Consider the following 12,896-nt stretch of genomic DNA (forward strand, 5'->3'; position numbering starts at 1 on the left):
CGACCGGCTGTGCGCCGACCACGGGATCGAGCATCGTCTGATCCGGCCGAAACGGCCGCAGACCAACGGAATGGTGGAGCGCTTCAACGGCCGCATCGCCGACTTGCTGCGGACCCGGCGCTTCGGCTCGGGAGAGCATCTGAAGGACACCCTCCGGGACTACCAGCGCCTGTACAACCATCAGATCGGGCAGAAGGCGCTGGGGCACCGAACGCCGGTTGAGACACTCAAGGCCTGGCAACAGGAACGCCCCGATTTATTTCGTAAACGTGTATACAATCAGCCGGGACCCGACACTTAACCCCTTGAGAAATCGCCACATTCCGGTATCGCTCCCAGAAACGGCGCTCCCTTTCGGCACGACTTCCTGTCGCCATCCGCCGACCTCCTTGTTTATCCATGTTTCGGTCATGGGTATGCTGCAGGAACAGCGGCTGCCAGAGCAAGGGACGGCGCCGCGAGAATCAGGTGCTATACAGATTCTGCATATCACCAATATGACAGATTCTGTCTAATCTACTGTTATATTTTCGGAGTGTAGTCCGTGGGAATATCTTTACCCGAAAGGCAAAAATGGCTGGAGCACGCACTTCAGGGGTTGGCATTCTGGATAGGGCATCGGCACTCACTTTTTAATGGCTACCCGCTTACGGAAGGTGCGCTAGTTGCAGAGGCATGTAATTTGATTCAATCGAATCTTCCCCATAATTTGGTTCTTTTTCCAGAGTGCATGTATAAAAACCTAGTCCCGAAGGGTGTCGAAATACAAAATGTAACAGGGCAATCACGCGCAGATCTGGTTCTATGTAGTTCGGGTGCAAAGCCCATCGGTCGCGAAGGAAATATCGCGCAACATGTAGAGTTCGTTTTGGAGGTTAAACGAGGTTCTGCGCAAGCGGGAGAAATTAATGCTGATCTAGAAAGGTTGCACAACTTTTTGATAGCAGATGCGCATCGCGGGGTAAGAGCTTTTCTGCTTGTCGTCTCAGAGAGTTTTGCTCCAAGGAGGTTTGTAAAAGATGGAAAATCTTGGCTAGGCGCTCACGAAATTCCAGGGGCGGATGGGCATTTCCGTGTTCGTAGAACCGTCAAGGCGGCAGCCTCATTCTCAGGAAAAGAGTCGGCCCATTACGTTTGTTTAATTGAGGTCTTCCTTGCCGGACAAAAAGCAAAAAAAATATAACAAGCCGCTCAAATGCGTTCCGGCCACAAAAAGCGTGGCCTCCACCGGACTCGCTAACGCTCGCCGTTTAGCGGGGCGTTAGATTTCAAAGATGATGTTTTCCAACGATTCACCGTTTCTAAATATTCCACAGGCCCTAGATGCAAGACAGGCGCTGTATATCGATGGTTTGAGGCACGCAGCGCAAATAGCAGATCTGGCGTACCGTCGATTGTGTTCAGGGCTTACAGAGCATGTGTTTTCATACTGCAGGAATGAAACGCCTAGAGAATTTACATACCTGTATTTGGACGCTTGGGCATTTATCGACGCGACGGATAGGTTCAGAAGCCTTTGGAAAATGCAACCTGGCACAAAATCGATGCCCGCTCGGTATGCACCGGCTACAGTGCAGGAAAAGCTTGAGGGAATTCGGCAACTGAGGAATGTTTCAGCCCATCTTGCACAAAAAATAGATCAGATAGTGTCTTTAAATTCCTCAGTTCTCGGATCGCTTAGCTGGGTAACTGCAGTGAGTCACACACCACTTGTAGTTAAAACTTGTTTTATCCGACCTGGGGTGATGCCAGCAAAAGTTTCAGATCAGCTGGCAATGCCAGCCGGCCGTGTAGACTTCGTCAATGAGTCGGGGTGGATAACTATGAATGCTGGTAAACATAAAGTCGTGCTCTCTGAGACATATACTGTACTTATCGAACTTGTGAATTATGCGGAGCAAGCACTCTCTGCCGCATTTTCTGATCCTACGTTCGAAACAAAGCGTCCTGCGGATATGTTCGGAATAGCCGAGCTTGATACAGGCAAGCACGACTATTGAAATCTAACAATGTGGTCAACGGGACGCCAACTACGCTGCGCTCCGTTGGCGCCCATTACCACTGGCGTTAGGGCTAAAGAGGGGAATTGATTGCAAATCGCGCTTGTAAACGACACGCCTATTGAACCGTTCCCCAACGGTCGCGGAGCGTGTCCGATGTGCGGCTCTGAGATGATTGCAAAATGCGGCTCTCGTGTGATGCATCATTGGGCGCACCATCGATCAAAGAATTGTGATCCATGGTGGGAAAACGAGACACCTTGGCATCGTGAGTGGAAGAATCAGTATCCGTTGACTTGCCGAGAAGTTTCGCACATAGCGGATGATGGGGAACTCCACCGTGCCGATGTAAAGACGCCGACTGGAATCGTCATTGAGCTACAGCATTCCGCTATGGGCGATGAAGAACGGATCGCCAGAGAGCGCTTCTACAAAAATCTTATTTGGGTTCTCGACGGAAGCGTTTTTTATCAGAATTTCGATATATACCATATGCTACCGGCGCCGGACTCAGGTATCGTTCAAGACATCGTCTGGTCAAAGGCGAAGCGACATAGGAATGGCGCAAACCGGGGTTTGTTCTTTCGGCTTTCTGAGGCGCAAAAAGAAGACCCCGGCGCCACTAAGGCTACCGTGCGCGGGGGCTGGATACACAGCATGAGTGAGATTGAAGAAGATGTGGCTCTCGCATACAGGGGGCACCATCAATATGATTGGGTGCGACCACGGCGTACATGGCTTGATGCCGAGTGCCCAGTTTACGTAGATTTTGGGGGCGAGCATTTGGCCAGACTGGAGAACTACGATGATTCCGGTCTTCCATGCATACAATGGGTGGCAAAAAGAAAATTCCTGCATGATTCGATGCATGAAGAGCGCGCAGAAAATATCGCATCGCGCTTCTATCCAATTCGATGAAGGAAGCCCTAACCAGGCCATCCAGCCGACGCTCTTGCCGCGCGCGGCTGATGGCTGGCGTTAGCTTTAATAGATCGAGCCAATCAGGGCGAATATGACTAATCCCAAATACCGAAGTTGGTTAAAAGAATATTGTGACGATCACGGCGATCACATGATCAGGGCGTCTGAGGAGATGGTTCTTTACCTTCTGGAAATCGATAGAAAACTACCAAATGAATATGGGTGGAGGTTTTCAAGCGAAGATGCATTGAGAAAGCAGCTTAATGAGGCCGCCAATAACTATAGGGAACGGAACTCTATCTTTTGGGAAGATCAAGCGCGTAACGTAGAAGCATACTCTGTAATGACGTTATGGCGCGGCGCCGAACTGGCTAGGGCCTGTTTGAATGGGGTCAATGAGAAAGAGGTTATTGCACCAGCCGTTTTGGGTCGCTCATTACTGGAGCTTTCAACTGTTTTCCTTTTGAACGCCAACTCATTGCACAAAACTTTCGGAGAGCTATCTTTTCCAGAAAATACTTTGGTCACCTCAACCGAGGTGGAGGAATTGGTGGTAAAGATGATTTGGGGTACAAGATATGGAGAGCCAGAGCCTCACGTTACACAAACGAATATCATGACCTCGCTCCAGCGCTTATCAAGGAACCCCAAAGCTGACAAATTGATGCCGACCTACAATTTTCTTTGCGACATAGCCCATCCGAGCTTCATTGGGAATACAAGCTATTGGTCGCATGTTGAATCGGTTTATCCTGATGGATCTGAGAAGAGAATATTGTCGCGCTCATCAAGCAGGCAGTTCAATGAAGAAATACTCGATAAAACAATTTGGGCGCTAGGTTGGTCATCGGCTTGTATTAGAAATGCTTTTGAAATCATGAGCGAGGCAAACCAAATTTTGTTAGGAAAATTGAAAGCAAGCTAACAAATGGCTGTTGTCGGACGAGCCTACGCTTCGCTCCGGCACGCCGCAAAGCCTGGCGTTATGCATCGTTGGCGCAGGCGGGCTTTAACGAACAGCAATATCGAATTTTCAGCGTAGATACGCAATAAGGGCATAGATGACCACCAACACCACCAACCTCATCAACTTCGTCTTCGAGATCGCCAACAAGCTCCGTGGCCCCTACCGGCCGCCGCAATACCGGAAGGTCATGCTCCCCATGACGGTGTTGCGTCGCCTTGATTGCGTGCTGGCCCCCACCAAGGAGCAGGTGCTGAAGGAGTACGAAAAGCTTCAGGCTCGCGGTCTGGAGGGTGACGCCCTGCACAAGGTGCTGGCACGCAAGGCCAGCCAGGGGCGCGAACACCCGCTCTACAACATCAGCCCCTACACCTTTGAGAAGCTGCTGGCGGACCCGGAGAACATCGCCACCAACCTCACCAGCTATATCAACGGTTTCTCCGAATCCGCCCGGGTGATATTCGAGGCCTTCGGCTTCGAGTCGGAGATCGAGAAACTGGATAAGGCCAACCGCCTGTATCTCATCGTCAAGGAGTTTGCCGACCCGCGCATTGACCTGCACCCGGACCGGGTCAGCAACCACGACATGGGCTATGTCTTCGAAGAGCTGGTGCGCAAGTTCAACGAGCAGGCCAACGAGGAGGCCGGGGACCACTTCACCCCGCGCGAGGTGATCCGCCTGATGGCCCATCTGCTCTACACCGAGGACGAGGAGGTCTACACCCCCGGCATTGCCCGCACCATCTATGACCCGACAGCGGGCACCGGCGGCATGCTGTCGGTCTCCGAGGAATACATCACTGAACAGAATCCCCAGGCTCACCTGGCGCTGTACGGGCAGGAGTACAACGAGGAATCGTGGGCCATCTGCCGCTCGGACCTGCTGATCAAGGACGAGCCGGTGGACAACATTGCCTTTGGCGACACCCTGGGCGATGGCGAGACCGGCGACGGCCACCCGGACAAGACCTTCCACTACATGCTGGCCAACCCGCCCTTCGGCGTGGAGTGGAAGCCGCAGGAAGACTATGTGAAGAAGGAGCACAGGGAACTGGGCTTCAACGGCCGCTTCGGCCCCGGCCTGCCGCGCATCAACGACGGCGCCACGCTGTTTCTGCTGCACATGCTCAGCAAGATGAAGCCCAGCCCTGAACAAGGGGGGGAGGGCTCGAAGATCGCCATCGTCTTCAACGGCTCGCCCCTGTTCAACGGCGAGCCCGGCCCCAGCGAGAGCAACATCCGCCGCTGGATCATCGAAAACGACTGGCTGGATGCCATCATCGCTCTGCCGGACCAGCTCTTCTACAACACCGGCATCTACACCTACATCTGGCTGGTCAGCAACCGCAAGCCCATTGATCGCAAGGGCAAGGTGCAGCTCATCGACGGCACCCGCCACTACCGCAAGATGAAAAAGAGCCTGGGCAACAAGCGCAACGAGCTGAGTGATGACCACATCGAGGAATTAACCCGCCTCTATGCCGACTTCAGGGACGGCGCCACCTGCCGGGTGGGCGTGAACGGCGAGCAGACCGAGCGGGTCTGCTCGAAGGTCTTCGACAACCGCGACTTCGGCTACCTGAAGGTCACCGTGGAGCGCCCCCTGCGGCTCAACTTCCAGGTCAGTGCCGAGCGCATCGAGCGCCTCTGGCAGGAGACCGCCTTTATTAATCTCGCCAAGAGCAAAAAGCGCAAGAACCCGGCTGAGATGGAAGCCGAGGTAATGGCCGGCGAGGCGACCCAGCAGCGCATTATCACCCTCCTCCAGAGCCTGGACGACCAGCTCTACACCGACCGCGCCGCGTTCGAACCGCGGCTCAAGGCCGCCTTCAAAGAGGCCGGCGAGAAACTGCCGGCGCCGATCAAGAAGGCGATCCTCAATGCCCTGTCCGAGCGTGACCCGGAGGCCGCCATCTGCCGCGACAGCAAGGGCAACGCCGAGCCGGATACCGAGCTGCGCGATACCGAGATCGTGCCGTTGCCCGCCGACATTCCGCTGCCGCTTCCCATCGGCTACGACAAGGACGCCGACAACAGCCAACTGCTGGAACTGGTCCGCGACCACTGCGAGGCCTACCTGGCCCGCGAGGTGCTGCCCTTCGTCGAGGACGCCTGGATCGACCAGGACAAAACGAAGGTAGGCTACGAAATCCCCATCAACCGGCATTTCTATGTCTATGAACCGCCCCGGCCGCTGGAAGAGATCGAGCAGGATATCCAGAGCCTGGAAGGCGAGATTCTGGAGATGCTGAAGAAGGTCACGGCATGAGCTGGGGGGAACTTATTCTCTACCGCAGCGAGGACGGCCGGGCGGAGATCCAGCTCCGCGCCGAGGGCGAGACCGTCTGGCTGACCCAGGCGGAGATGGCCGAGCTGTTCGACACCACCCCTCAGGCCATTACCCAGCACATCCGGGCCATCTATGAAGAGGGCGAGCTGAGCCCGGAGGCAACTTGTAAGGATTCCTTACAAGTTCGCCAGGAGGGCCAGCGCCAGGTGCGCCGCCGCCTCAAGGCCTACAGCCTGCCCATGATCCTGGCTGTGGGCTACCGTGTGCGCTCGCCCCGGGGCACCCAGTTCCGCCAGTGGGCCACCGCCCATCTGGAGGAGTACCTGGTCAAGGGCTTCGTCATGGACGATGAGCGCCTGAAGGAGCCCGGCGGCTGGGACTACTTCGACGAGCTGCTGGCCCGCATCCGTGACATCCGCGCCTCGGAGAAGCGCTTCTATCAGAAGGTGCGCGATCTGTTCGCCCTCTCCAGCGACTACCGGCCCGACGACCGCGACGCCAACCTGTTCTTCGCCGAGGTGCAGAACAAGCTGCTCTACGCCGTCACCGGCCACACCGCCGCCGAAATCGTGGTCCAGCGCGCCGACCCCAACTCTCCCAACATGGCGCTCACCAACTGGAAGGGCGCGCGGGTACGCAAGCAGGATGTCACCATCGCCAAGAACTACCTCAGCGCCGACGAGGTGGACACCCTCAACCGCCTGGTGGTGATCTTCCTCGAACAGGCCGAACTGCGAGCCAGGGAGCGCAAGGACCTGACCCTGGACTACTGGCGCAACAACGTGGACCGGCTGCTGGAATTCAACGAACGGCCCGTCCTCGACGGCGCGGGCAGCATCAGCCGGGACCGCATGGAACAGATCGCCCACGAGCGTTACGAGCAGTTCGACGCCCAGCGGCGGCGGGACGAGGCACTGGAGGCCGATGCCGAGGAGCTGCGGGAACTGGAGGCGCTGGAGAAGCAGGTCAAGAAGGAGGGTAAGTCATGAATGCAACCTCCTCATCTGTCCAGCTGGGTGCCATGGACCTCTATCACCCGCTCCCTTGCCCCGATGGTTGGACAACTCGTCGACTGCGGTTTGTGACGCGGATCAACAAGGCGCAGCCGATTACGTTGGCGCCGGAGGACGAAGTCTCTTTCGTGCCCATGGCCGCGATTGGTGAACATGGCGGCATTCAGCTCGATCAAGTCAAAGCACTGGACGAGATCGGCGACGGCTATACTTACTTTGCCGACGGCGATGTCGTTGTCGCGAAGATTACTCCGTGTTTTGAGAACGGCAAGGGCGCGTTCGCGGAGGGTCTGAGGAACCGCATTGCCTTTGGCACAACCGAGCTGCATGTCATTCGCCCGGCCAAAGATATGGACGGACGTTTTCTGTTTTATCTGAGCATTTCTGAACTGTTCCGTAAGCTGGGTGAAGGTGCCATGTATGGCGCTGGCGGGCAAAAGCGCGTGCCTGATCAGTTCATCAAGGACTTTCAGGCTCTGGTACCTCCGGTGGATCAACAACAAAAAATCGCCGCCTTCCTTGACCGCAAGACCGCCGAGATCGACACCCTGATCGCCAAAAAGCGCCGCCTGCTCGACCGGCTGGCCGAAAAGCGCACCGCCCTGATCACCCGCGCCGTCACCAAGGGCCTCAACCCCGATGTCCCCATGAAAGACAGCGGCATCGAGTGGCTGGGGGAGATTCCGGCGCATTGGGATGTTCAGCCGGTTTACAGTAGATACTCTGTTCTGCTCGGTAAAATGCTTGATGAGAGGCGAATTAAGGGAAAGAACTTGGTTCGGTATTTGCGCAATGTGGATGTCCAGTGGGATAGCATCAGATATGAGGCGTTACCACAAATGGATATCGAGGAATTCGAGTATAGTCGGTATCTAGTCGAAAGTGGTGACCTACTGGTCTGTGAAGGTGGCGAAATTGGAAGATGTGCGATTGTGGGAGAACTTTCAGAAGTAACAGCTTACCAGAAAGCCTTGCATAGACTCCGCCCAATAAGAGTTGAAGAACAACCAAGATACATGTTTTACACGCTTTTCGCTGCGGCAAAGAATGGAGTTCTCAGCGTGGGAGGCGTATCTACGATTAGCCACTTAACGGCTGAACAATTGCGAAGGTTCAGGTTCGCCACTCCGCCTGGCGAGGAACAAAAGGAGATAGCAGGGTACTTAGATCACAGCCTGGAGATTATCGATTCGTCGTGTGGGCTCATATCAACCGCAATTGATCGGCTAGAGGAATACCGCTCCGCCCTGATCACCAACGCCGTCACCGGCCAGATCAAGGTGGCCTGAACCGGAGAAGCCCATGCACCAGGAAATCTACTTCGAACAGGCCATGGAGCAGTCGCTGATTGAGCGGGGCGGCTACGAGCGCGGTGATGCCGGCGGCTTCGATCCGGTGCGGGCGCTGTTCCCTGAGGAAGTCATTGCCTTTGTCTCCGTCAGCCAGCCCGAGCGCTGGCAATCCCTGGTGAAACTGCACGGTGACAAGGCGGAAGAGGTGCTGCTGAGTTCGCTGGTCAAGGAGCTGGCCTCCAAGAACGCGCTGCATGTGCTGCGCCACGGCTTCAAGTGCTTCGGCAAGACCTTCCGCCTGGCCTATTTCGCCCCGAACACCGGCATGAACCCGGAGGCCGCCGCAGCCTACGGCCACAACCGGCTGCGGGTGACCCGGCAGGTGCATTTCAGCGAGAAGCACCCGAAGAAATCGCTGGACATGGTGCTGTCGGTCAATGGCCTGCCGGTGGTGATGCTGGAGCTGAAGAACCCCATGACCGGGCAGACGGTGGACGACGCCATGGGCCAGTACCGGCGCGACCGCGACCCGGCCGAGCCGATCTTCCGCTTCAAGGAACGGGCCCTGGTGCATTTCGCCGTGGACCCGGACCAGGCCTTCATGACCACCCGCTTGGCTGGCGACGATACCCGCTTTCTGCCGTTCAATCGCGGTCATAACTTCGGCGCCGGCAACCCGCCCGCCGAGGATGGCAACTACCGTACCGCGTATCTCTGGGAGCAGGTGCTGACCCGCGACAGCCTGATGGACATCCTCGCCCGCTTCCTGCATCTGGAGGTGAGCGAGAGCAAGGTCACCACCAAAAAGGGCGTCAAACGCCACCGGAAGGAAACCCTGATCTTCCCCCGCTTTCACCAGCTCGACGCGGTGCGCAGGCTGATCGACTCCGCCCGCGAGAAGGGGCCGGGGCACAACTATCTGGTGCAGCATTCGGCGGGCTCGGGCAAGTCCAACTCCATCGCCTGGCTGGCCCATCGGCTGTCCAGCCTGCACGATGCCGAGGACAACAAGGTCTTCGATACCGTGGTGGTGATCACTGACCGCCGGGTGCTGGACCAGCAGTTGCAGAACACCATCTATCAGTTCGAGCACAAACAGGGGGTGGTGCAGAAGATCGACGAGAACACCCAGCAGCTCGCCCAGGCACTTTCTTCCGGTGTGCCCATCATCATCTCCACCATCCAGAAGTTCCCCTTCATCACCCAGGCCATGGACACCCTAGCGAAGAAGGGCGAGGCAGTGGAACTGAATACCGGCGGCAAGCGCTTCGCGGTGATCGTGGACGAGGCGCACAGCTCCCAGTCCGGCGAGACCGCCATGGAGCTGCGCAAGGTGCTCAACCGCGACGGCATCGAATCGGCCATCGCCGAGGAGTTTCTGGATGTGGAAGAGGAAGACCTGTCCGAGGAGGCGCGCCGGGAGCTGTTCAAGGAAATGCTCAAGCGCCCGCGCCAGCCCAATATCAGCTTCTTCGCCTTCACCGCCACGCCCAAGTTCAAGACTCAGGCGGTGTTCAACGAGCCCGGCCCGGACGGTCAGCCGCCGTTTCACCTCTACTCCATGCGTCAGGCCATCGAGGAAGGCTTCATCATGGATGTGCTGGAGCACTACACCACCTACAAGACCTACTATGGGCTGATCAAGTCCATCGAGGACGACCCGCAGGTGCCGAAACGCAAGGCGGCCCGGGCGCTGGCCCGGTTCATGTCGCTGCACCCGCACAATATTGCCCAGAAGGTGGAGGTGATCGTCGAGCACTTCCGCCACAACACCCGTCACCGCATCGGCGGCCGGGCCAAGGCCATGGTGGTGACCGCCTCGCGCCTGCACGCGGTGCGCTACAAACAGGCCTTCGATAAATACATCAAGGATCACGACATTACCGGCATCCGCTCGCTGGTGGCCTTCTCCGGCAGTGTCACCGACCCGGATTTCCCCGATCAGTCCTACACCGAAGTGGGCATGAACGAGGGCATCAAGGAATCAGAGTTGCCGGACCGCTTCGCCTCCGAGCACTACCAGGTGTTGCTGGTGGCCGAGAAGTACCAGACCGGCTTTGACCAGCCGCTGCTGCACACCATGTATGTGGACCGGCGGCTTTCGGGCATACAGGCGGTGCAGACCCTATCCCGCATCAATCGCACCGCCCCCGGCAAGGAAGACACCTTCGTGCTGGATTTCGTCAACGAGCCGGGCGAGATCTACGAGGCCTTCAAGCCCTACTATGAAGTCACCCCGGCCGGAGAGCCAAGCGACCCCCACCAGCTCTACGACCTGCAACACCGACTGGAAGAGCACCAGGTCTTCACCACCGATGACGTCAACGCCTTCGCCGAGGTCTGGTACAAGAACCGCAATGAACCCACCGCGCGGGATCACCAGAAGATCAACGCCATTCTCGATCATGCCGTAGAGCGGTACAAAGCGCTGGACGACGACCATCAAGACCAGTTCAAGAGCCAGCTCGCCAGCTTCCGAAATCTCTACGCTTTTCTGGCCCAGATCATCCCCTACCAGGACAGCAGCCTGGAAAAACTCTACAGCTACGCCCGCTTCCTGCTCCACAAGCTGCCCCGGCGTGCCGATGACACCGTGTTCGAGCTGGAAGACGAGGTCTCGCTGAAATACTACCGCCTGCAGAAGATCAGCGAGGGCGCCATTGATCTGGGCGTGGGTGAGGCGAAAGCGTTGTACGGACCTACCGAGGTGGGTAACGGCAAGGCTGAGGATGACGAAGTGGAGCTGTCCACACTGATCGGCAAGCTCAACGACCGCTTCGGCACCGAGTTCACCCCCGCCGACCAGCTCTTCTTCGACCAGATCGCCGAGAGCGCCGTCGAAAATGACACCCTGCGCGAAGCCGCCCAGGCCAATACTCGCGATAATTTCGCACACGTCTTCAACCGCATGCTGGAGAACCTGTTCATCGAGCGTATGGATGGCAATGAGGAAATCTTCAGTCGCCTGATGAACGATGACGACTTCCGCCGCGTGGCCGGTGAGCATCTGTTGCATGAGGTGTATGAGCGGTTGCAGGCAAGCGAGAAAAACAATGCATAACAAAAGCATGCAGCGGACGGCGCTTCGCGCCGCCGCTGATGCTTGGCGTTATCTCGCATAGACCCTGCTGTGCGTCATATCCCGCGGATTTACAGGAGGTATGAACTACATGGACACCACCCGTCTGTCATTTCCCGAGGCCACCGGTCTCAGGCGGTACGACGCCGAACTGGCCTCCTGCCTGGCCGATCACTCCACCCTGGTCTACAAGGGCCACCGCGAGATCGTTACAACCCTCACCGCGGCCGGGTACGACCGGGTCGTCATCTTCCGCGACGGCGGCACCAACGCCTATCTGGCGCGCTGCGGTTCAACCCCGGAGGAGGGCGAACGCCGCTGGGTGCTGGCGTGGCGGGGCACCGAGGCCGATTACCAGGACATCATCGCCGATGTCACCGTCTTCAAGCGCACCGCCGACTACCAGCGCCAGTGGCGCGTCCACGGCGGCTTCCTGACCGCCCTGCAGGGCGTCTGGGGCTCCTGGTGGGACCCGGACCTGCCCGACAACGCGGATGGTGCCGAGGTGACGCGCGTCGGCGCGGAGGGGGTGACGGAGATCATCGCCAGGGAAGTCGGCGAACAGGACCGACTCGTGGTCACCGGACACAGCCTCGGCGGCGCACTGGCCCAGCTCGCTGCCTTCTACCTCCACCGCGACCTGTTCGGCGACGGCGGCCAGCTCGCGGCCGTCTACACCTTCGGCTCTCCCAGAGTGTTCGGCGCCGAGCAGGCCAGGCACCTGGAGCGCGCATCGCCTTACCCCCATTTCCGGATCGTCAACGGCGCCGACCTGGTGCCCCGGGTGCCGCCGGTGGTGATCGGGTTCCGACACACCGGCTGCAACGTCTACATCGAGCGCAACGGCGATATCCGCAAGGCCCCGTCCTGGTGGCGCGTCTTCAAGGATGTCGGCTGGCGTCAGGCGGTGCTGGTCGGCCTCACGCTGCTGCTGGTATGGGGCGGCCTCACCGGACTGGAGGCGCTCGGCATGGTGACCCTGCCATGGTATGCGAAGGGCATCGTCATGGCCGTGCTCGCCATCGCCGCGGCGCAACTGCTGCCGAAGCTGCTGCGCCGTAAGCGTCCGGGCAACCCCGGGACTGCGGCTTACAGGTTCGGAGTCGGGATTTTGAGATCGTCCGGGGTGAGGCGGTGCGGCAGGAGGGCCTCGACGGCGTCCGGGGTGGTCGCCGTCGGCAGGGTCTCGAACAGGTAGTGCAGGTAGGCGCGTGGCTCGAGTCCGGCGGCCTTCGCGGTCTCCACCAGGGTGTAGAGCATCGCGCTGGTCTCGGCCCCCTTGGGGCTGCCGGAGAACAGCCAGGCCTTGCGCCCCACGGCGAACGGCCGGATGGCGT

General features: G+C 58.2%; 11 protein-coding genes. 10 read left to right on the forward strand and 1 reads right to left on the reverse strand.

Annotation, left to right across the window (positions count from 1 at the left end; translation table 11 throughout):
* The 10 genes from F620_RS0113420 to F620_RS15405 form a co-directional block, all read left to right on the forward strand.
* Window positions 1-301, forward strand: a 301-nt coding sequence (locus F620_RS0113420; protein ID WP_019570967.1) for an integrase core domain-containing protein, incomplete at its 5' end; no start/stop codon positions are given.
* 243 nt (window positions 302-544) lie between these two features.
* Window positions 545-1,183, forward strand: a complete 639-nt coding sequence (locus F620_RS15270; protein ID WP_155987040.1) for a hypothetical protein — start codon at window positions 545-547, stop codon at window positions 1,181-1,183.
* Between the two features lie 91 nt (window positions 1,184-1,274).
* The gene (locus tag F620_RS15275; protein ID WP_155987041.1) at window positions 1,275-2,000 is read left to right on the forward strand and encodes a hypothetical protein; all 726 of its coding nucleotides are present in this window, start codon (window positions 1,275-1,277) and stop codon (window positions 1,998-2,000) included.
* Between the two features lie 90 nt (window positions 2,001-2,090).
* Complete coding sequence (locus tag F620_RS14995; protein WP_081621786.1) at window positions 2,091-2,918, forward strand: competence protein CoiA; 828 nt, start codon at window positions 2,091-2,093, stop codon at window positions 2,916-2,918.
* A gap of 94 nt (window positions 2,919-3,012) precedes the next feature.
* A complete protein-coding gene (locus tag F620_RS15280; protein WP_155987042.1) occupies window positions 3,013-3,846 on the forward strand; it encodes a hypothetical protein in 834 nt (277 codons plus the stop codon).
* A gap of 136 nt (window positions 3,847-3,982) precedes the next feature.
* A complete protein-coding gene (locus tag F620_RS0113425) occupies window positions 3,983-6,154 on the forward strand; it encodes a class I SAM-dependent DNA methyltransferase (protein WP_019570968.1) in 2,172 nt (723 codons plus the stop codon).
* A complete protein-coding gene (locus F620_RS0113430; RefSeq protein ID WP_019570969.1) occupies window positions 6,151-7,164 on the forward strand; it encodes a virulence RhuM family protein in 1,014 nt (337 codons plus the stop codon). The genes F620_RS0113425 and F620_RS0113430 overlap by 4 nt, the downstream gene beginning before the upstream one ends.
* Window positions 7,161-8,477: a restriction endonuclease subunit S gene (locus F620_RS0113435; RefSeq protein WP_019570970.1), complete on the forward strand. Its 1,317-nt coding sequence runs from the start codon at window positions 7,161-7,163 to the stop codon at window positions 8,475-8,477. Before F620_RS0113430 ends, F620_RS0113435 begins: the two co-directional genes overlap by 4 nt.
* Before the next feature lie 13 nt (window positions 8,478-8,490).
* On the forward strand, window positions 8,491-11,541 hold the full coding sequence (locus tag F620_RS0113440) for a type I restriction endonuclease subunit R (protein ID WP_019570971.1): 3,051 nt from the start codon (window positions 8,491-8,493) through the stop codon (window positions 11,539-11,541).
* A gap of 100 nt (window positions 11,542-11,641) precedes the next feature.
* Window positions 11,642-12,757, forward strand: a complete 1,116-nt coding sequence (locus F620_RS15405) for a lipase family protein (protein ID WP_019570972.1) — start codon at window positions 11,642-11,644, stop codon at window positions 12,755-12,757.
* On the opposite strand, the gene F620_RS15000 is transcribed toward F620_RS15405, so the two are convergent.
* The coding region (locus F620_RS15000; protein WP_196802054.1) for a transposase domain-containing protein at window positions 12,649-12,896 on the reverse strand (248 nt) is incomplete at its 5' end. The genes F620_RS15405 and F620_RS15000 overlap by 109 nt on opposite strands.

This window comes from Thioalkalivibrio sp. ALE11 (genome assembly GCF_000381205.1).
In the GTDB taxonomy this organism is placed as follows: domain Bacteria; phylum Pseudomonadota; class Gammaproteobacteria; order Ectothiorhodospirales; family Ectothiorhodospiraceae; genus Thioalkalivibrio.